At 45.7% G+C, this 18,468-nt stretch carries 23 protein-coding genes; 1 reads left to right on the top strand and 22 read right to left on the bottom strand.

The window, feature by feature from the left end; translation table 11 throughout:
- Nucleotides 1-5: 5 nt before the first annotated feature.
- The 22 genes from IGJ74_RS00635 to flgB all read right to left on the bottom strand — a co-directional run bounded on the left by IGJ74_RS00635 (nt 6) and on the right by flgB (nt 17,081).
- Nucleotides 6-707: a flagellar hook-basal body protein gene (locus IGJ74_RS00635; RefSeq protein WP_016611606.1), complete on the bottom strand. Its 702-nt coding sequence runs from the start codon at nt 705-707 to the stop codon at nt 6-8.
- Nucleotides 704-1,411 carry a sigma-70 family RNA polymerase sigma factor gene (locus IGJ74_RS00630; protein WP_005226623.1) on the bottom strand — a complete coding sequence of 236 codons (708 nt, stop codon included), beginning with the start codon at nt 1,409-1,411 and terminating at the stop codon, nt 704-706. The genes IGJ74_RS00635 and IGJ74_RS00630 overlap by 4 nt, the downstream gene beginning before the upstream one ends.
- Nucleotides 1,412-1,441: 30 nt before the next feature.
- Nucleotides 1,442-3,517 (bottom strand): flagellar biosynthesis protein FlhA, encoded by a 2,076-nt coding sequence (gene flhA / locus IGJ74_RS00625; protein WP_005226622.1) that lies wholly within the window; start codon nt 3,515-3,517, stop codon nt 1,442-1,444.
- 19 nt (nt 3,518-3,536) lie between these two features.
- Nucleotides 3,537-4,604 carry an EscU/YscU/HrcU family type III secretion system export apparatus switch protein gene (locus IGJ74_RS00620; RefSeq protein ID WP_005232780.1) on the bottom strand — a complete coding sequence of 356 codons (1,068 nt, stop codon included), beginning with the start codon at nt 4,602-4,604 and terminating at the stop codon, nt 3,537-3,539.
- Nucleotides 4,605-4,634: 30 nt separating this feature from the next.
- On the bottom strand, nt 4,635-5,384 hold the full coding sequence (fliR, locus tag IGJ74_RS00615; RefSeq protein WP_016619533.1) for a flagellar biosynthetic protein FliR: 750 nt from the start codon (nt 5,382-5,384) through the stop codon (nt 4,635-4,637).
- A gap of 12 nt (nt 5,385-5,396) precedes the next feature.
- The gene (gene fliQ / locus IGJ74_RS00610; RefSeq protein ID WP_005232782.1) at nt 5,397-5,660 is read right to left on the bottom strand and encodes a flagellar biosynthesis protein FliQ; all 264 of its coding nucleotides are present in this window, start codon (nt 5,658-5,660) and stop codon (nt 5,397-5,399) included.
- Between the two features lie 25 nt (nt 5,661-5,685).
- Nucleotides 5,686-6,450 (bottom strand): flagellar type III secretion system pore protein FliP, encoded by a 765-nt coding sequence (fliP, locus tag IGJ74_RS00605; protein ID WP_005232783.1) that lies wholly within the window; start codon nt 6,448-6,450, stop codon nt 5,686-5,688.
- Nucleotides 6,447-6,812 carry a flagellar biosynthetic protein FliO gene (locus IGJ74_RS00600; protein WP_008376622.1) on the bottom strand — a complete coding sequence of 122 codons (366 nt, stop codon included), beginning with the start codon at nt 6,810-6,812 and terminating at the stop codon, nt 6,447-6,449. The genes fliP and IGJ74_RS00600 overlap by 4 nt, the downstream gene beginning before the upstream one ends.
- A 14-nt stretch (nt 6,813-6,826) precedes the next feature.
- Nucleotides 6,827-7,330: a flagellar basal body-associated FliL family protein gene (locus IGJ74_RS00595; RefSeq protein ID WP_008376623.1), complete on the bottom strand. Its 504-nt coding sequence runs from the start codon at nt 7,328-7,330 to the stop codon at nt 6,827-6,829.
- 11 nt (nt 7,331-7,341) lie between these two features.
- Nucleotides 7,342-7,539, bottom strand: a complete 198-nt coding sequence (locus IGJ74_RS00590) for a flagellar FlbD family protein (RefSeq protein WP_005226609.1) — start codon at nt 7,537-7,539, stop codon at nt 7,342-7,344.
- A 35-nt stretch (nt 7,540-7,574) separates the two neighbouring features.
- The gene (locus IGJ74_RS00585) at nt 7,575-8,471 is read right to left on the bottom strand and encodes a flagellar hook-basal body complex protein (RefSeq protein ID WP_005232786.1); all 897 of its coding nucleotides are present in this window, start codon (nt 8,469-8,471) and stop codon (nt 7,575-7,577) included.
- 78 nt (nt 8,472-8,549) lie between these two features.
- The gene (locus tag IGJ74_RS00580) at nt 8,550-8,912 is read right to left on the bottom strand and encodes a hypothetical protein (RefSeq protein ID WP_005232787.1); all 363 of its coding nucleotides are present in this window, start codon (nt 8,910-8,912) and stop codon (nt 8,550-8,552) included.
- Nucleotides 8,909-9,340, bottom strand: a complete 432-nt coding sequence (locus IGJ74_RS00575) for a flagellar hook capping FlgD N-terminal domain-containing protein (RefSeq protein WP_218192995.1) — start codon at nt 9,338-9,340, stop codon at nt 8,909-8,911. Before IGJ74_RS00575 ends, IGJ74_RS00580 begins: the two co-directional genes overlap by 4 nt.
- Before the next feature lie 12 nt (nt 9,341-9,352).
- Nucleotides 9,353-10,690 (bottom strand): flagellar hook-length control protein FliK, encoded by a 1,338-nt coding sequence (locus IGJ74_RS00570; RefSeq protein ID WP_218192996.1) that lies wholly within the window; start codon nt 10,688-10,690, stop codon nt 9,353-9,355.
- 64 nt (nt 10,691-10,754) lie between these two features.
- Entirely contained in the window at nt 10,755-11,174 is a 420-nt protein-coding gene (fliJ, locus tag IGJ74_RS00565; RefSeq protein ID WP_005232789.1) for a flagellar export protein FliJ, read from the bottom strand.
- Nucleotides 11,175-11,196: 22 nt separating this feature from the next.
- Nucleotides 11,197-12,549: a flagellar protein export ATPase FliI gene (fliI, locus tag IGJ74_RS00560; protein WP_218192997.1), complete on the bottom strand. Its 1,353-nt coding sequence runs from the start codon at nt 12,547-12,549 to the stop codon at nt 11,197-11,199.
- The gene (locus IGJ74_RS00555; RefSeq protein WP_218192998.1) at nt 12,546-13,304 is read right to left on the bottom strand and encodes a hypothetical protein; all 759 of its coding nucleotides are present in this window, start codon (nt 13,302-13,304) and stop codon (nt 12,546-12,548) included. The genes fliI and IGJ74_RS00555 overlap by 4 nt, the downstream gene beginning before the upstream one ends.
- Nucleotides 13,288-14,292 (bottom strand): flagellar motor switch protein FliG, encoded by a 1,005-nt coding sequence (fliG, locus tag IGJ74_RS00550; protein ID WP_005226586.1) that lies wholly within the window; start codon nt 14,290-14,292, stop codon nt 13,288-13,290. The genes IGJ74_RS00555 and fliG overlap by 17 nt, the downstream gene beginning before the upstream one ends.
- A gap of 10 nt (nt 14,293-14,302) precedes the next feature.
- Nucleotides 14,303-15,925 (bottom strand): flagellar basal-body MS-ring/collar protein FliF, encoded by a 1,623-nt coding sequence (gene fliF / locus IGJ74_RS00545; protein WP_050790974.1) that lies wholly within the window; start codon nt 15,923-15,925, stop codon nt 14,303-14,305.
- A 27-nt stretch (nt 15,926-15,952) separates the two neighbouring features.
- Nucleotides 15,953-16,276 (bottom strand): flagellar hook-basal body complex protein FliE, encoded by a 324-nt coding sequence (gene fliE, locus IGJ74_RS00540; protein ID WP_016611614.1) that lies wholly within the window; start codon nt 16,274-16,276, stop codon nt 15,953-15,955.
- 7 nt (nt 16,277-16,283) lie between these two features.
- Nucleotides 16,284-16,700, bottom strand: a complete 417-nt coding sequence (flgC, locus tag IGJ74_RS00535) for a flagellar basal body rod protein FlgC (RefSeq protein ID WP_218192999.1) — start codon at nt 16,698-16,700, stop codon at nt 16,284-16,286.
- Nucleotides 16,701-16,721: 21 nt separating this feature from the next.
- Nucleotides 16,722-17,081, bottom strand: coding sequence for a flagellar basal body rod protein FlgB (gene flgB, locus IGJ74_RS00530; RefSeq protein ID WP_034872092.1), 360 nt, complete (start codon nt 17,079-17,081; stop codon nt 16,722-16,724).
- Nucleotides 17,082-17,701: 620 nt separating this feature from the next.
- Here flgB and motA point away from each other — a divergent pair.
- The gene (gene motA, locus IGJ74_RS00525; RefSeq protein ID WP_005232810.1) at nt 17,702-18,466 is read left to right on the top strand and encodes a flagellar motor stator protein MotA; all 765 of its coding nucleotides are present in this window, start codon (nt 17,702-17,704) and stop codon (nt 18,464-18,466) included.
- Nucleotides 18,467-18,468: the final 2 nt, after the last annotated feature.

The following is an 18,468-nucleotide window of genomic DNA, read 5'->3' as shown; positions in this document are numbered from 1 at the left end:
CATCCTCAAATCTTTCCTAATTCGTTGACCGCTTTTTGCAATGTCTGATTCGTTGAACTCAAGACTTTCTGATTGGCTTCAAATTCCCGAGAAGTCTGGATCATCGCCACCATTTCATCGGCAACCGCTACATTGGCTTGTTCTAAGGCACCTTGTTGGATCACTGGTGCATTCACCGTGGTTCCTGCTGCGTTGCTAGTCACGTAGTTTTGACCATCTGTAGTCAATGCTTCTTGGGGGAATGTTTGGATCTGAAAGTTCGCTGGTCCTAAGGCGCTGACTGCTTGTCCATTGGCACCCAAGACAAGATAGCCTTCTTGTGTCACGTATTGATTCTGCTGATTGACAGTAAAGTCGCCATTTCTCGTATACAACCGCTGACCCGCATTGTTTTGAACGACAAAGTAGCCTTCGGAAAGCAGTGCAAAATCACTGGCTTGTCCCGTCTGTTTGACAGCACCTTGGTCTTGACTGATCGTACTGCCTGCTAATTGCGTCCCTAAAGACAATCCACCGATGTCACGGCGGGTATCCGCATTGGGCCCGCTTTGGTAATTATGCAATGCCACTTCGTCTAGCGTCGACTGGAATAAGGTTTTTGCTTGATACCCTGTTGTATTGACATTGGCAATATTGCCGCTCGTCGTCTCTTGTCGCTTTTGTAATAATGAAATGTTCCGTGATAAGACATCCAGTCCTCGAATCATGCCAGTTCCTCCTCAATCAATGTGCGCAATTTGGCAATCGTTTTGCCATGAATTTGTGAAACTCGCGGAATCGAGACTTCTAAGATTTCAGCGATTTCTTTTAACGTCAGTTCTTCGGTATAGTACAAACTTAAAATCAATTGTTCCCGTTCCCCTAATTTTTTGATGCACGCAACCAAAGCGGTGCGTTTTTCTTCGGCGACCAAGGTCTCTTCGACATTCTCGGCAGGATCTCGAACCATATCTTTTAAGGTCATGCCTTCTTCTTGGTAAGCAAACAAGGTATCTTCCAAAGAGACGCTGGCTAAGTAGTGCAGACTCTCATAAATATCCGCTAGTTGACTTTGGTTGATTCCCAACTGTTTGCAGATCTCGGTGTCGGTCGCTTCTCTTTTGAGGCTTTGCTCCAACTCTTGCCGCGCTTGATAAAACTGATTGACTGCCGCCATTTTGTAACGGGAGATTTTGGCGTGCTTGCGTACTTCATCAATGATAGCCCCTTTGATGCGAATCGCTGCATAGCTTTCAAAAGGAACTTTTTTTGAGGGATCGAATTTCCGCAAGGCATCCATCAGCCCAATCACCCCAATATTGTAGAGATCGCCTGATTCATAATCGGCGGTTTTGATAGACAGGCGCTGAACCACCCGTTCCACTAGCGGCAGATACTTGATGATCTCCGCTTCTCGATCGACTTCATACATCGGCGATGCCCCTTCCTAAGAAAATTCTGCTTAAATGTCAATACTGCCCACCGTTTCGATCGCAATTTCATTGGGAATCTCATTCAGAGAAAGAACGGCGATATCTGGAAAATTAAAAACGATCATTTTTTTGAATGCTAACCGGATCTTAGGCGATGCCAGAATCACGAAATTGATATTTTGAGCGATCGCCGCATGTTGGATCCCACTGATGGAATCCAACAGCTTGGTCACGGTATCTGGTTTTAAGACCGGGTACGAGCCAGTTGCGGTTTTTTGGATACTTTGAGCGATGATTTCTTCTAGTTTCGGCTGGATCACCGCCACTTGCAGCTCGTGGTTCTCATTGGCATACTTGGCAGCGATCGTCCGTTTCAGTGCTTGGCGAACATATTCTGTCAAAACTTCTACGTCTTTCGTGACAACGCCGTAATCGGCTAAGGTTTCTAAGATCGTTGCTAAGTCATTGATGGGAATTTGTTCATCCAATAAATTTTGTAAAACTTTTTGGACCTCGCCGAGCCGCAAAATATCGGGGATCAATTCATCGATCACGACATTGTACTGCTCTTTGATGCCCTCCAATAATTTCTTGACTTCTTGGCGACCTAACAGCTCTGGTGCATGGGCATAGATGATTTCTTTTAAGTGTGTTGCGATCACGGTCAACGGCTCGATAATCGTAAACCCTTGCAGATCCGCCATCTCCTTATCGGATTCATCGATCCACATAGCATCCAGATGAAAGGCTGGTTCTTTTGTTGTGATTCCTTGAAAAGGAAATGGCTCTTCATTCGGGCTGATCACCATGACTTTGTTCGGGTAAATATCGCCGCGGCCGACTTCGTTGCCGCGGATCTTGATCACGTAATCATTGGCATCCAAATAGAGATTGTCGCGAATACGAACGGGACTGACTAAGATCCCTAATTCTCTGGCACTCTGTTTACGGATCGCCACGATGCGGTTCATCAAGCTGTTGTCGATCGAACTATCCACGATAGGGATCAAACCATAACCGATTTCCACTGAGATTGGTTCCACTTGGAAGGAAGCCACGGAATCGTCTTCTTCCTGTGCTTCTTTTTTGCGTTCCAGTGCCAGTTTTTGTTCCCATTGTTTTTGTTCCACTCGCTGCTTTTCTTCTTTTTGCGTCACCAGAAAGCTGGCTGCGAAAAGGCCTAAGCCAATCAACACAAAAGGCACAAAAGGAAACCCGGGAACTAAGGCTAAAACGAAGAGAATCGCCCCCACGATCCGAAACAGTTGGGGATTACGCATCACATCTGCCGCAATATCCAAACCAAAGGAACTATCGTTATCGGAACGAGTCACGATCACCCCAGAAGCAATCGAAATCAGTAAAGAGGGAATCGAGCTGACCAAGCCATCCCCGATCGCCAGTTTCCCGAATTGGGCGAAGGCTTCCATGACGGTCATTTGTCCGCCCATGGAGAAAATGATCGCCCCACCAACTAAATTGATGACAGTAATCAAGATCCCTGCGATCGCATCTCCTTTGACAAACTTGCTGGCACCATCCATCGAACCAAAGAAATCAGCTTCTCGCTGCAGATCTTTTCGTCGTTTGCGGGCATCCGCTTCTGTGATCAAACCGGCATTTAGGTCGGAATCGATCGCCATTTGCTTGCCGGGCATCGCATCCAATGTGAATCGAGCAGTCACCTCTGAGACACGCCCTGCACCATTGGTCACGACGACTAGCTGAACGACCATGATGATCACGAACAAAATGATCCCCACGATATAATTGCTGCCGGCAACGACATTGGCAAAGGCATCGATCACGTGTCCGCCATTTCCTTGGGTCAAGATCAAACGAGTGGAAGATAGGTTCAAACCTAAACGAAACATCGTTGTGATCAGCAGCAAGGTTGGAAACGTAGTGAATTCCAACACTGATTTGGTAAACAGGGTGATCAGTAAAATGTTGATCGCAATCGTCAAATTGATAATGATCAAAATATCTAATAATGCACTCGGTAATGGAATAATAATCAAACCAATAATAGCTAGGACGATCACCGAGATTAAGATATCCGCCAGACCAATGCCTTTTTTCGGTTTTGAGGCAGCCTCATTCATTTTTGTTCCTCCTGTTTCCTTAAATCTTGCCGCGTTGGCTTTCTTCTAACTGATAGACCAAAGCGATGATTTCGGCAATGGCTTCATACATTTCAACAGGGATCAGATCCCCGGGTTCTACTTGACGATAAAGGGCCCGTGCCACTTCACGGTTTTCGATCTGTGGGATATTTTCTTTCAGGGCTTCTGCTTTCATCCGCTGCGCCAGCTGATCTGCCCCTTTGGCCAAGACCCGAGGCACCCCTTCACTGCTGGCATCGTAACGAATCGCAATGGCGAAGTGGGTCGGATTGGTGATCAAAACCGTCGCTTCTTTGACGTTGGCGATGGCATTTTGGGTCATCGCACGGTACTTCGCTTTGCGCTGTGCTTTGACTTGCGGATCACCTTCCATTTGCTTGAACTCTTCTTTGACTTCCTGCTTGCTCATCATCAAGTTCTTACGATGGCTATAGCGCTGGTAGCCGTAGTCGACTACGGCTAAAATGATCAAGAAAATCGAAATCTGTAAAAACAATTCTTTGGCCCGCAGCAGCATGAACAGGATCGTTTTTTCCAACCCCACTTCACTCAAACCCAGTAAAACAGGGACGGCGGCTAAAAATTGTTGATAGCACAAGTAGACGATCACGCCGAATTTCGCCAATGTTTTGCCTAAATTCATCAACGAGCGCAAACTGAATTGCTGCTTGATCCCGCTGATGGGGTTCAGCTTTTTAAAATCTGGTTTGATGGCCTTGCCGGAAAACAACAGACCGACTTGGGCATAATTCGTGATAAGCCCGACTCCGAGCGCAACCAGAAAGACGGGCGCACACAACAAAAGCAGCAGCAAGATACTCTGCACCCCCAGTTTTGGCAGATCCGCCAAACTGGTTTGATAATCAGCCAGCTGCGCCAAACTTTGGGAAAAATAAGGCAAAAAAGAAGCGGCGAAAAACTGCCATAAAGACAGGATCAAAAATGAGAAGACCAGCAGCGAAACAGCAGCTGCTAATTCCTGGGTCTTAGGTACCTCCCCGCGTTTGCGGGCATCCCGCAGCCGCTTGGCACTGGGTAGCTCGGTTTTGCCATCTTTTTCTGCCATCTTCTCACCTCCTGCTGGCTGCCTGTTACTTTATTGAAAGGACTCGATAAACTCCTGCAAGTAGCGGACCGTATCTGGCAAGTGTTTGCCTAAGTACGAAAGGACATTGGGTAATAGCAAGAGAAACACCACAAAACTGATGGCAGTTTTCATCGAGAGACTCATCATCAAAATATTGATCTGGGGGATCGAACGAGAGATCACACCTAGCACGAGGTCCACCAACAGCAGCGCAATGATCATTGGTGCCGCAAGATTGACTGCCATCACCATCATTTGGCTGAAAAGTTTGACGATGCCTTCAACCGTCGTGCCTTGGATCACCACAGAGCCTAAGGGCACGATCCGAAAAGACAACAGCAGTGCTGTGATCAGTCGATGATGCAGATCAAGACCAAAAAACACAGCGATCGTCAGCCAATAGTACGTTTTGCCATACTGGGAAGAGGCGATTTGCAACGTCGGATCATAGGCTTGCGCCATCGAAAAGCCTACTTGAAAGTCGATCAATTGGCCCGCAATTTCCACACCGGTAAAGACCAGCTGGCTCAAATAGCCCATCGCCATCCCAAACAGTACTTCTTTGATGACGAAAACCGTCAGCATAAAGAGGGAAAGCTCGGGAATCGCAGGTGCCGTCGGCAGACATAGGACCGTCAACGCCATGCCAATCACGATTTTTGCCAGTGACGGAAAATTTTGCTGTGAGAAGATCGGACAAAGGACGACAAACGCCAATATTCGACAAAAAATCAACACCGTCGCTTGAATCGTCGCCATCAGGTTTCCTCCTTACATTGCCGCAATCATTTTGAAGATCATTTCGGTAAAATTCAACAAGAGATTCAGCATAAAATTTCCCGCTAAGATCAAAGTCAAAAAAATCGCTAATAGTTTCGGCACAAAGCTCAACGTTTGTTCTTGGATTTGGGTAGTGGCTTGAAAAATACTGATCACCAATCCAACGAGCATGCCGACCAATAAGGCGGGGCCAGATATCGCTAGAATTCGAAGAAAGGCTTCCCTTAGCACATCAAGTACCATTTCTACTGTCATTTCCTCTTGGCTCCTTTCTTAGCGGCTATTGAAAGCTCTTGATCAGCGACTCCACGATCAGATACCAGCCATCCACTAAAACAAAAAGTAAGATCTTGAAGGGCAGTGAGATCATGATCGGCGACAGCATCATCATCCCCATCGACATCAAGATACTAGAGACGACCAGATCAATGATCAAAAAGGGGATAAAAATCAAAAAGCCGATACTGAAAGCCGTTCGTAACTCACTGATAATAAACGCCGGTACCATAACGGTCAGAGGAACATCGTCAGAAGAATGATACTTTTCGGTCTCCCCATCAGCTTCCGCAAACAAGGCAATGTCTTTTTCCCGTGTCTGTACCATCATAAAGGCCTTGATCCGTTTTTCTGAGCGGTCAAAGGCTTCGGCTTGGCTGATCTCTTGTCGATCAAACGGTTCAATCGCTTGCTGGTAGACGTCGGTATACACAGGTTTCATAATAAAAAATGTCAAGAATAAGGCCAACCCGATCAACACTTGATTGGGCGGGTTTTGCTGTGTACCTAACGAACTGCGCACAAAGGACAAAACCATGATGATACGAGTAAAAGAAGTCATCATGATCAGCAAGACTGGTAAAAGGGAAAGCAGCGTCAGCAACAAGAAAGTATTGATCGTATCACTTGAGCCATTCCCATTCGACAATAAATTGTTGATGGTGGAACTGACGTCTTCCGTGTCTAGCGCAAATGCCGTCTGCGGAAGCATCAGACTGCTGAAAAGGACCGCAGCCATGATCTTGATATCTCTGCCTTTGATCTTCATTTTTGCTTGCCTCGTTTTCCAGCAATTTCCGCCTTGGCTTTGTTTAGCCATTCAGAAAAATCTTTGCCAGCTTGCACTTGGGTGCTTTCTAGGCTTTGCTGTAAAAAAGCGGCCGTTTCTTCTTGCGTCAACTCTTTGATGATCTGATTTTGCTGTTCAGAAAAGCTCATGACGTAACATTTGTCCATGATTTGGACGATCCCGATCGAAGACGACTTGCTGACGGCGATTTTTTGCAAAATACGCAACTGATGATTGTGCTGGTTCGTGTAACGATTCAAATATTTCAAACTAATGTTGATCAAATAAAGAATAAGCAGCAAAAACCCAATCATTTTGACCAGCGATAAAAATGTTTCCATCAACATGCCTCTTTCTATTGGATCACTAAATCCGTCACATAAACATCCTTGGCGATTTCTGATCCGTATTCCTGATTAATTGTTTCTTTCAATGCTTTTTTTAAATTCGGTACACTTTCGGCGGAGCTCAAAATACCGCTGGCCTTTTGTTGGCGCAATAAGTTTACGACGCTGTCACGAATGACAGCCACATTTTTCGTGGCTTCCGCGCTTTTTTCCTCATCCGCCACTAAAATCGATAAATTGACCTTCATGTATTGCTGCTCTTGGTTGTCTTCTTTTGCCAGATTGACTAAAAATTCATCCAATGCCACGATCGCTTCGTCTGAGGAGATTTTGCTGCTGTCTTTTGCTGTTTCAGCAGCTGCTGTTTTTTCCCCCGTCAAAAAGTGATTCGTCACTAAGGTTCCGCCGATACTGCCGCCGACTACCACGATCAAGAGGATCGGCAGTAAAACAACCATGTTCAAGCCTTTTTTCTCTTTTTCTGCTTTTGGTACTTTTTCTTCTTTTGCCATCTTTCCCACCCTTACGTTTTCACTTGGTTCGAATGGATCACCGTATGATACTCGATCACCCGCTGCGCAACTTCTTGCGCAGCTTCCGTCACCACTAAGGTTTTGCCGTCTGTCAGTGTGATCAATGTATCCGGCATTTCTTCGATCCGATAAATCAATGTTGGATTTAAATAGAATGGCTTGCCATTCAATGCGGTCACTAGAATCATGGTCAAACTCCTCTCAACGATGAAGCGTCACGTTCTTAACGTTTTAGATTCAATAATTCTTGCAGCATTTCATCAGAAGTCGTAATACTTCTTGAATTTGCTTGATAGGCACGGCTCGCAATGATCATTTCGGTAAATTCTGTCGAAAGATCGACATTCGACATTTCCAAGGCACCTGCTTGCAGCGTTCCCGCTCCATTATTGCCGGGGCCTGCAACGATCGCATTTCCTGAGTTGCTGGTTTGGATATAGTTGTTGCCGCCGACTTTTTCTAAGCCTTCTGGGTTATTGAAGGTTGCGACACCGACTTTTCCCATCACAAAGGTTTGATTGCCGTATTTTGCCAACACTAAGCCATTGGCATCGATTGCCATGGAGTTATAGGTCAAGGTTTCCCCATTGACGGTCAGTGTGCTTGGGATCGACAAGGGAGATACCGCACCTTGTCCGCTCAATGCCGTGTTTTCATCAAAGTTGTCATCATAGACAACTGGTTGACCGCCATTGACTGAACGACCTAAGACTTGCATCCCATCACTATTGGTCAAGGTTCCGTTGCTGTCGCGAACAAATGCGCCATCTCGTGTGTAATAGGTTTCGCCATTTGCTCCTGGTCCTTGTACCATAAAGTAGCCTTGTCCGCTGATATAAAAATCCATGCTGCGACCAGTCGATTGCGGGGCACCGACTGTATTGATGGTATCGATGGAGCCCGTCTGAACCCCTAAACCGATCTGCGTTGCATTGATCCCGCCTAAGCCGTTGCCTGGTGCAGTTGCGTTAGACATCGTTTGGCTCATCATGTCTTGGAAAAGGACTCTACTTGATTTGAACCCGACCGTATTGACGTTGGCGATATTATTTGAAACCACGTCCATTTTCGTTTGAAGATTTTTCATTCCACTGACACCTGAATATAATGATCGTAACATGCTTATTTTCCTCCTTATGGTTGGCGTATTTCCCTCTGTCATTCAGAAAATACTTGCAGCCCCTTTTCAGTCCAGCTGCTATTTGATAAATGTGGCGCTGTCAATATTGGTGACGGTGTGAAGCTCATTCATCCCCATCGCCGTAATGATGGTTCGTGAATGGACATCGGCGATCAAGCCCATATCTTTGTAAACAAGCAGTGATTCTTTGCTGCCTTTTTCCGCTAGCTCGCTAAGCGCCGTTGAAAGGGATTGGTAATCATCGTCTTGTAAGGTCAATTCCCTTGCGGTCAAACGCTTTTGCGCATGGTGCGAGACTTTGATGTCGTTTTGTTTTTGTTCAAGCATTGAAGAGAAGGCTTGTTTGTCCACGGCTTTGCGGGGATTTTGATAAGGCTCCCCGGCAACTTTTTGCAGCCCCTGTTGAATCGTCAAACTCATTTTGCTTCGCCGCCAATCTCTTGGATCGCACTCATACTGTATTCTTTGCCATTTACGACGATCGTGGCGTAGCCATTGGCAAAGCGGACCTTTTCGATGGTTCCTGACAATGTTTCTGTGCCGTCCATCAGAGTGACTTGTTTATTGATCAAGCTAAAAGCTTGCTGCTGTTGCTGTAAAATCACCGAGGTCGTCAACGTTTCGCTCAATTCATTCAAGCTCTCTAAGGTCGTAAATTGAACCAGTTGCGAGATATAGTCGGTGCTACCACCACCAGAAGAATCGCTGCCTCCCATCGATGGGTTGCTCATAGATGCTGCTAAGATCTTCAAAAAATCATCCATGGAGATATCTGAAGATTTTTTTGTTTGCGTTAATGCCGATATATTGGCAATACCGGCCGCAGCTGCTGTAATTTCATCTGCCATAGGTCTCCTCCTTTACACTAAAATACTGATCGCATGATCGATCGGTGCTAATTGCTGCTCTTCTTCAACCGTATTGCTTTGATGAAATGGCTTTTTGCTTTGTCCTTTTTGAGCCTGTAAAAAACGCTGTTGGTTTAACTGACTGTCACTTGCCATCATACTGCCGGCAAAGGATTGATTTGACAGCGGACCAGCCTGCTGGACAGAAGCTAACGTAGGTTCTTTGATTGCTAGGATCGGCTGCTCTTGCTTTTGCAAAACTTGCTCTAGCTCATGCTTGATGGACAGCAATAATTCTTTGGCTTGCGGCTGCTGAACGGTCAGTTCTAAGCGGCTGCCTTGGGCATTCGTTTCTAGAGAAAGCTGGATCGTGCCTAATTTCTCGGGAACGAATTGCAACGTGATTTTTTTCTCGCTTGACGTGCTGCTCGTTTGGACGAGTTGGGCAGTCGCTTTTGCTAAGGGCAGAGCCGCTTGCTCCATACTCGCTTTTGTTGGCGCTAGTCCTTGCTTGCTCAAAAGGGGAGAAACATCAAGCAGTTGCAGTGCTGGTGTCGCCATTTCATTGTCGGTTACTCCCGAAAAAGCAATGGCTTGTGCAGAAACAGCTTCCGTATTTTTGGCGACTGTTTCCTTCGTGCTTTGCAAGGTGCTAGTCGTATCCGTCGCTTGGTGGGTCACTGGCGACACTTGATCCAATGGTCCCGTTTGGCCCAATTGAGCGGTCCCTTCGGTGGACTGTTTCAGCTGTGCTTCTGTCGTCTGCGCAATCGCGGCTTTTGTTACTGAATCGATTTCCTTGAAAGTCGCGATCCCTTTTGCCGTGGACTGCTCTTCGCCTACTAAGTCTTCTGGCAAAGGCGTTTCAAGCGTTGGTGCTGCGGCTTCACTTCTGTCATTTGTCATCAAATCCAGACCTTCAAGCGTAGACTCGGAGGGGTCGATGACTGTGGTGGCTACGTCTATTGGTGCTAAAGCTGCTGTGGCGCTTGTTTGGTTCTGCTCCGTCGTTACCATTGATGCCTGTGCCGCTTCCTGAACCAAGCCTGCAAAAGGTGTCTGGCTGATCTGGCTCATTTCTGGCGCTTGCGTCGTTGCAGATTGTTCAGCTGCTGAAGTGATTTCTGACTCCTGCGGCAGATGTTCCATACTGCTGGCCGTACCCATTTCTGGTGCGGCAGCGATTTGCTCCGTCATCCCTGATGTTTCGATAGGGGCTGGCAGGTTGCTGCCTGCTTGAACTGTCAGCTGTCGCATCATCAAACTGAAGACCTCTGGTGACGCCTCCATCTTTTTTGATTTGCTACCGACAGGTACAGCGGTTGCGGCACTTGTTGTGATCTCTTTCATTGTTCACCTCCTCTCAGCTGATGCTTTAAAACCAAGGTCATCTCATCACTAAAACATTAGTTCTTTAAGAAAATAAGGCGCGATTGCCGAACTCATCCAATTGTTTTTGCTCTTCCAATTGCTGTTCATAGGTGTATTCAGCAAATTGTTTTTCTCGCAGTTTTTCCACGATCTTGCGTTCCTGCTGCGCTTCTACCACTACCGATAAAGACTCTGCCAATTCTTGCTTCACGTGAAACATTTTGTTCTGAACCTCATCGATGGTGGCATTCAAAGCAAGCAAATAGCGTTGCTGCACTTGCATCCGCCCAATGGTCATTTCATTGACATCAAAAAGCTGGGCTTTTTCCTGTGCCAGCGTGTTCAGGTGCTGTTCTTGCTGAATCAACAATTGCTGTTTTTGGGCGTACGCTCGTTTGGCTTCTTGCTCAATGGTTTTTCGGTGATCCAATACTTTTTCTAAGGAAAAGTGAAATGCTTGCATGTTTGCTCCTTTATCATCTGTTTTACATGGTCGAACGCTGGCGCTCGATCAGCGCTTCTTCACTGAACAAATGCGCCAATTCAAAAATCGTTTGTTCAAATGGGATCCGCTCATCCACTTTTTGCTGTAAAAACCTTAGGATAGGGTGATGCAACGCGATCGCTTGGTCGGTCAACGCATTACTGCCGCTTTTGTAAGCACCGATATCGATCATATCCTTGGCCTCTGCATAAACGGCCATGTTTTCTTTTAGTTCCCCCGCATGTTCATGCTGTTCCTCAGAAACGAGGGTCTTCATCAAACGGCTGAGGCTGTTTTGAATATCGATGGCAGGATAATGGTTTTGAGCGGCGATTTTCCGTGACAACAGAATATGACCGTCAAGAATTCCACGCACCGCATCAGCGATCGGTTCATTCATGTCATCACCTTCTACCAAGACGGTATAAAAGGCAGTGATCGAGCCTTTGTCAGACATCCCACTGCGCTCTAACAACTTCGGTAAAGCTGTAAACACAGAAGGGGTATAGCCTTTGGTCGTCGGTGGTTCACCTGTTGATAAACCGATCTCCCGCTGCGCCATCGCAAAACGGGTCACCGAATCCATCATCAATACGACTTTCTTGCCTTGATCGCGGTAATACTCAGCGATCGCCGTTGCCACATGAGCCCCTTTTAGTCGTACAAGCGGTGGCATATCGGAGGTAGCACAGACAACGACCGACTTGCGGTAGCCTTCTGGGCCTAGATCATTTTCAATAAATTCTTTGACTTCTCGTCCTCGCTCGCCGATCAAGCCGATCACGATGACATCTGCTTCGCAATAACGAGCCAGCATCCCCAATAAGGTACTCTTACCGACCCCGCTGCCAGCAAAAATGCCGATCCGTTGGCCAAGGCCGACGGTCAAAAGACCATCGATCGCCCGGACACCTGTCGGCATGATCTCAGCGATTTTTTGACGACGAAAGGGGTCAGGAGAATCTTGACTAACTGGATATTCTGACGCAGTTTCCAGATCCAGCGCCATATCTAACGGTCGCCCTAGTCCATCTAAGGTGTGCCCTAGCAGCGTATCATCGATTTTTACCGTCAACGATTTGCCAGTTGGCCGCACTAAACAGCCCGGTCCGATGCCTTCTAGCTGATCAAGGGGCATCAGGAGCACGGTTTTTTTCACAAAGCCCACGACTTCGGCTAAAGCTGTATGTGTCTTGTTTTGCAGTGCGACTTCACAGATTTCTCCTATGAAAACCGCCAACCCTTCGACTTTGATCAGCAGACCTACGACTTCGCTGACTTTGCCGTAAGTGGTAAAGAACGGCTGTGCTTGCGCTGTTTTGCGCAGCGCTGTGATCGGTAATTCAAACGTCATTCCTTCACACTGCTTTCTAAAAATTGGCTCAAAAAGCGAGCGATTTCTTCCCTCAGTTCAAAAACCACCAAGGCATTTTCAGATTCGATACAAAAATCGTGTTCCGCCAAGCCGTCATCTGCCATGAGTAAATAGCGAAACCCGCTGATCGTCTGTTTTTTGGTTTCCAAAAATTCTCGCAACCCTGCAAGGTGCTGCTCTTGGCTGCGAATAGTCACAAATTGATCGGGTTGTTCAAATTGCCATAGCACAGACTCCACAAAAGGCAGGAAGCCTGCTTGCTCGTCTGTAAAACGTTGATTGATCAAGGCTTCGGCGATTGCCGTGCCGTAAGCGATCATTTCTTGCTTTTTCTCTGAGCGAAAGGTGTTGATTTCAGAAACGGCTTCAGCGACATTGGCTTGGGCTTGTGTCATCAATGCTTGCGCGGCTTCTTTGCTGGCATTGAGTCCTTCTTGATAGCCTTGTTGAAAGCCGTCTGCTTGTCCTGCTTGAAAGCCTTCCGTTCTCGCTTCTGCTAGAATTTGCGCCGCTTGCGCTTGTGCATCGGTCAAGATTTGCTGTTTCAAGGCTTCCATTTGCTGCAGATGCCGTTCCTGCTCCAACTGGCGTGCACGTCTAGCCGCTTGCAGTTCTGGGTCTAAGCTCGGTTTCTCAATCGGCGCTTTGATGGTCGTATCCGTCAAAATACTGCGAGCAGCTTCAGTCGTTTTGACCGCCTGCTGCTTCAATAAACTGCTATTTGACCACTGCATCTTGGTCGCCCCTTCCGATGTAGATCTCACCGGTTTCATCTAGCCGTCGAATCACAGCCACCACACTTTGTTGGGCTTCTTCTACAGCAGACAAGCGGGTAGGACCCATAAATTGAATTTCTTCTTGCAGATTTTCCACCGCCCGTGATGAGAGGTTGGAGAAAATAAAGTTCTTGATGTCGTCGGTCGTGCCTTTAAGCGCTAAGACTAAGACATCGTTTTGAACATCTCGCAAGACTTTTTGAACATCCAAGCGATCGAGGGTCACGATATCCTCGAAAGTAAACAAGCTTGATTTCACTTCGTTGGATAGTTCCGGTTGCCGCTTTTCCAAGTCGTTCAAAATGTTCTTTTCAGTACTGCGGCTGACTGAGTTCAAGATTTCTACCAGTGTATGCACACCACCGACATTTTCCGTATCGTTCTCAATGTAATTCGAGAATTTGTTCTCGATCACTTTTTCAATCCGTTCGATCACCAAAGGCGACGTACTGGAGATCGTCCCGATCCGTTCAGCGATCTCCACTTGCAAATGATCGGGAAACTGTGACAAGACGCTGGCCGCTTTGTCCGGCTGCATGTAGCACAAAATCAACGCTACCGTTTGTGGATGTTCGCCGATCAACAGATTGGTCAACTGTTGAACATCGGCTTTGCGAGCGATATTAAAGGGCCGTTCCCGCAGCTGAATCTGAGTCAATACGTCAATGACTTCTTTGGCTTTTTGAGGGCCTAATGCTTGGTTCAGCAAATTTTTGGCATAATCGATCCCGCCGTCTAAGACATATTTGCGGGCCGTTGCGGTATGAGAAAATTCCTCCAACACTTGATCCCGCTCTTCGGGACTGACAAAGTCGATGTTGGCGATCTCATAGCTCACTTTTTGTATAAATGATTCTGGCAGCAGCTTCATGATCTTTGCAGAGGTATCTGATCCTAGAGAAATCAGAAGAATCGCTGCTTTTTTTACCCCGTCTATTGTATCCATGGCTGCCCCCTTATTTTTCTTTCATCCAAGCTTTGATCAATTCCGCCGCTACTTCAGGATTGCTTTCGGCATAATTTCTAGCCGTTTGATCCAATGTTGGTTCTCCTGTATGTTCTGCTGTGGCTTCTTGTGTGGATGCTTCTGGCACCGCTGGTTTCGTTTCAGCAGACCGGTTACCGACACCGCCAAAAACGACTTCTTGTGCAACCGGGTTACTCGCTCCGATGCTAGCAGCGGATGGTTGTGCAAAAGTGACCATTTCATCCGTCACATCCACTTCCAACTCGTCTTCTTTGCGTCGGCGTCGGATCACGCCAACGATCATTAAGATCACCAAGAACAAGGTCAACACGATACCGCCGATGATGGCATACTTGACATAACCTTTGGCAGCTGCAATCTGTTCATTCCCTTGAGGATCAGCGGCTGGATCAACCTCTGCTTGGGCAAAGTCAAACCCTTGGATCGCAATTTGATCGCCACGATCATTGTCATAGCCGACGGCGCTAGCAATCAACTGCTGCAATTCTGCTTGATCCGCTTGCGAAAGGTTCGCATTGATCACGATTGAGCTGGTCATTCGTTCGATCATGCCAGGAGCCGTAATGGTCGTAGTGGTCTCGGTATCCAATTCATTTTCAACGGAGCGACTGTAGGAATTGTTCCCCTCTCCGTCCGTGCCCGTCACATTGGAGACATTGTCATCCACAGTCCCTGTTTGGGCTTCTTGGACGGTCCCTTGCGAACCAGCAGCCTGCACTGTTTCACTCTTGATCTCTGGGTCATCATAAGTGACTTTCTTCCGCTCGATCGAATCAAAATTCAAGTCTAAATTGATCGACACTTGGAATTTGTCTGCACCATAGATCGGTGTCAGCAACTTCGCTACTTTTTCTTCTAGCGTTTTTTCATAGGAATCTTTGATGGCAATGTATTTATTGTTTAAGCCACTTAATTGACTGGCTTCATCTTCGGTTCTAGTCAACGTATTGCCCGCGCTATCAACGACTTTTACATTTTCAGGCTTCAGCTTTTCCACTGCGCCGGAAGTCAAGGTAACGATCCCTTGCACGGACTCGTCTGAGATTTGCTGATTTTTCAAGGACAACACGATAGAGGCCGTCGGCGCACTTTCCTCCGAAGAAAAGACACTTTCTTCTGGCATCACGAGTAAAACTTTGGCGGATTTGACCGCATCGATCGACTCGATTGCTCGCTGTAGTTCGCCCGTTACTGCCCGCTGATACATGATTTTGCGGTCTTCATCCGTTGTCATCATGTTGGCATCATCAAATAATTCAAAGCCTGTACTGGTATTTGGTAACTTATTGTCCACGGCAAGATTGATGCGGTATTCATCGACTTGGTCCTTATCGATCAAAATAGTCGTCCCATTGTCGGCTAATTTGTAGGCGATCTGCTGTTCATCCAAATCCTTGCTGATCGTTCCCGCATCGGCATCGCTTAGATCCGTAAACAAGATACCGTATTCAATTCGCGTATTTAAATAATAAACAGCTGCTGTGATTCCGAGAACGCTGATAACGGAAAGAACAACGATCATTTTCTTTAAAGAGCTTTGCATTTGCCAACGGTCTTTGAGTTGTTCTGTCCATTCTTTCACTTTATCCATCATTTATTCTTATTCCCTCACCCACTGCTAAAACTGCATATTTTTCACGTCATTGTAAGCTTCTAAACACTTGTTTCGTACTTGAACGGCTGTTTGTAGCGCCAATTGCGCCTCCGTCATGCGAATCATCACATTGCCTAGATCGCTTTCATCGCCGGTGATCAAATTAACAGTATCTTGATCCATGACCGCCGTTTTTTGATTCAACTGATCGACCGCATTGGTCAAGTAGGAAGAAAACTGGTTTTCCTTGGTGCCCACAACACTAGTCTCTTTTGAAGCAGCCCCCGTGCCTAGTGTCCGCAAAACGTTTTGGTAGTCTGTTAATCCTGTCGTTAAAAGTCCATCCATTTTCTCGTTACCCCTTTGATATTTCTAATGCTTTTTTCAAGATTGTTTTATTCATTTCTGAAGCAGAAACATTGGCTTCGTACGTTCGAACCGCTTGCAACATTGCCACCATTTCATCGGCAATATCCACATTTGATTGACCGACATATCCCTCAGCGTTGGCAGCGGAATTGCTAGGATCATAGGTCAGTTTTTCCGTCTCATCGGCAGCGATCCCCGTCACTTTGACACCGTATGTAGCCGGTGTTCCTTCACGACTATTTTTTAAATTTTCTGAAAAAAGAATACTCTTTTTTTGATAAGCCGCGGTTGTTTGTGTTTGATTTGTATTTACATTTGCGATATTGCTGGAGATCGTATCTAGTTTTAACCGTTCCAATGCTAGACCGCTCGCGTTGATCGTTAGTCCGTTAAATATACCCATTTGTTTTTCCTGCGCTTTCTATCAATTACTCAAGACAAGATTCATCATTTGCAAGCGACCATTGACTTGTGCGGTCAATGCACTGTAATACAACCCATTGGCTGCTTGATCCAACATCTCTACCTCAAGATCCACGTTATTGCCGTTGTCTTTGATACTGGTAGTTGCATTTTCAGTGATTTTCGGTTTTACTTGAGAAACTGACGCTTCTGTTACAGCGTCGGTCCCTGACGAAGCGAGTGCCTGCTTTAATTCGCTTTCAAACACGATGCGTTTTGCTTTGTACCCATCCGTGTTGACATTAGCGATATTAGACGAAATCAATTCTGCGCGTTGTGCAGAAACGTTCATAGCTGTTTTTAATAAATCATAGGTATCCAACAATAATTGCTCCTTCCACCTTCTGTACCAAACGTTTTTTTCATCGATGGAACAGAAACAAATATATTTATTTATTTTTTTGTTATAGATTAAAAAAACAAGAAGACGTGATGTCATTATAGTAGAATTATTTTTATTTTACAATTTGATTTTTGCAACTTTACGGATATGACATTTAAGTTACAGACGTGTTATGTTATTTGTTAAACACTGTTTCATCGCAATTTCGTCCCCAGTTATAAAAAGCAAACGATCGATATAAAGCGTTTTACAAGCATATCTATGCCTTTTGATCAAAATCAGTTTTTTGATAAAAAAACAAGCATTATTCGAAAAATTGATTAAAATATTTTCATTTGTGCCTGATGACATGACAAACCCTGAGAAGCGCTTCACGAAAAAAAACGGTACCATCTATAAATATTCACAAAAATTGCAAGCTGTACCATTTCAACAATTTGACGAAACTTGTCAAAAAAAGAACAAAAAAAGGAGAAACAGAAAATTTATTTTAGTTATTTTTTGGATTATTTTTTTTTGCTATTAAGAATGATTTTAATTCACCGATAAAATAAATGAGGGTTTAAAACCTGGAAATAGAATTTAGGAGGACGCAACAAATGGATTTTTTCTTGCTGATCGGTATTATTTTAGGATTGATATCTGTGGTGGTTGGGATGATTGTAAAAGGTGCCAATGTGGCCGTTTTGATCAATCCGGCAGCCGCGATTATCATTTTCGTCGGTGTGATCGCAGCCGTTATCAATTCATTTCCCAGCAGTGATATCAAAAAAATCCCGAAGATCTTCGGCGTTCTGCTGAAAAATAAAGAATACGACTTAAAAACAACCATCAATACCATCGTTGAATTAGCTAACCAAGCTCGGCGCGATGGCCTACTATCTCTTGAAGGTGCTATCCAAAACTTAGAAGATCCTTTTTTAAAAAAGGGCTTGGAAATGGTGGTGGATGGCATCGCTGCCGAACAGATCCAAGAAATCATGGAAAATGAGATCTATGGGATCGAAGAACGGCATCGCATCGGCTCGGCTATTTTTAAAACCGCCGGCACGAGTTCCCCGACCTTAGGGGTGTTAGGAGCCGTGATCGGGCTGATAGGGGCGCTAGGCAATTTAGAGGATGTAGAAGCACTGGGTCATATGATCTCGGCGGCTTTTGTGGCGACCCTTTATGGTATTTTCTTCGGTTATGTGCTGTTCATTCCTTTTAGCTCACGATTAACTTTGAAATCGGAGCAAGAAGTCCAAATGATGTCGATCATCGTTGAAGGGGTCTTAGCGATCCAAGCCGGACAATCGCCGAAAAGTATTGAGAAAAAATTATACAGCTTGATCGATCCGAAAAAACGGCAAGAACAATTATAAAG

Origin of the sequence: Enterococcus sp. AZ009, from assembly GCF_050548785.1 — a bacterium.
Taxonomy (GTDB): Bacteria; Bacillota; Bacilli; order Lactobacillales; family Enterococcaceae; genus Enterococcus_D; species Enterococcus_D entomosocium.
Note: the sequence above shows the minus strand (reverse complement) of the source record. Positions and strands in the feature narration are given on the sequence as shown.

Coding starts and splice junctions, on each gene's coding strand:
- flhA (WP_005226622.1), bottom strand. CDS start 3,517: ATGAATGAGGCTGCCTCAAAACCGAAAAAAGGCATTGGTCTGGCGGAT.
- IGJ74_RS00585 (WP_005232786.1), bottom strand. CDS start 8,471: ATGTTACGATCATTATATTCAGGTGTCAGTGGAATGAAAAATCTTCAA.
- IGJ74_RS00590 (WP_005226609.1), bottom strand. CDS start 7,539: ATGATTCTAGTGACCGCATTGAATGGCAAGCCATTCTATTTAAATCCA.
- fliF (WP_050790974.1), bottom strand. CDS start 15,925: ATGGATAAAGTGAAAGAATGGACAGAACAACTCAAAGACCGTTGGCAA.
- IGJ74_RS00635 (WP_016611606.1), bottom strand. CDS start 707: ATGATTCGAGGACTGGATGTCTTATCACGGAACATTTCATTATTACAA.
- IGJ74_RS00570 (WP_218192996.1), bottom strand. CDS start 10,690: ATGAAAGAGATCACAACAAGTGCCGCAACCGCTGTACCTGTCGGTAGC.
- IGJ74_RS00595 (WP_008376623.1), bottom strand. CDS start 7,330: ATGGCAAAAGAAGAAAAAGTACCAAAAGCAGAAAAAGAGAAAAAAGGC.
- IGJ74_RS00620 (WP_005232780.1), bottom strand. CDS start 4,604: ATGGCAGAAAAAGATGGCAAAACCGAGCTACCCAGTGCCAAGCGGCTG.
- fliI (WP_218192997.1), bottom strand. CDS start 12,549: ATGACGTTTGAATTACCGATCACAGCGCTGCGCAAAACAGCGCAAGCA.
- fliG (WP_005226586.1), bottom strand. CDS start 14,292: ATGGATACAATAGACGGGGTAAAAAAAGCAGCGATTCTTCTGATTTCT.
- IGJ74_RS00580 (WP_005232787.1), bottom strand. CDS start 8,912: ATGAGTTTGACGATTCAACAGGGGCTGCAAAAAGTTGCCGGGGAGCCT.
- flgC (WP_218192999.1), bottom strand. CDS start 16,700: ATGGGTATATTTAACGGACTAACGATCAACGCGAGCGGTCTAGCATTG.
- IGJ74_RS00630 (WP_005226623.1), bottom strand. CDS start 1,411: ATGTATGAAGTCGATCGAGAAGCGGAGATCATCAAGTATCTGCCGCTA.
- motA (WP_005232810.1), top strand. CDS start 17,702: ATGGATTTTTTCTTGCTGATCGGTATTATTTTAGGATTGATATCTGTG.
- fliJ (WP_005232789.1), bottom strand. CDS start 11,174: ATGCAAGCATTTCACTTTTCCTTAGAAAAAGTATTGGATCACCGAAAA.
- fliE (WP_016611614.1), bottom strand. CDS start 16,276: ATGGATGGACTTTTAACGACAGGATTAACAGACTACCAAAACGTTTTG.
- IGJ74_RS00600 (WP_008376622.1), bottom strand. CDS start 6,812: ATGGAAACATTTTTATCGCTGGTCAAAATGATTGGGTTTTTGCTGCTT.
- IGJ74_RS00575 (WP_218192995.1), bottom strand. CDS start 9,340: ATGGCAGATGAAATTACAGCAGCTGCGGCCGGTATTGCCAATATATCG.
- fliR (WP_016619533.1), bottom strand. CDS start 5,384: ATGGCGACGATTCAAGCGACGGTGTTGATTTTTTGTCGAATATTGGCG.
- fliQ (WP_005232782.1), bottom strand. CDS start 5,660: ATGACAGTAGAAATGGTACTTGATGTGCTAAGGGAAGCCTTTCTTCGA.
- fliP (WP_005232783.1), bottom strand. CDS start 6,450: ATGAAGATCAAAGGCAGAGATATCAAGATCATGGCTGCGGTCCTTTTC.
- IGJ74_RS00555 (WP_218192998.1), bottom strand. CDS start 13,304: ATGCAGTGGTCAAATAGCAGTTTATTGAAGCAGCAGGCGGTCAAAACG.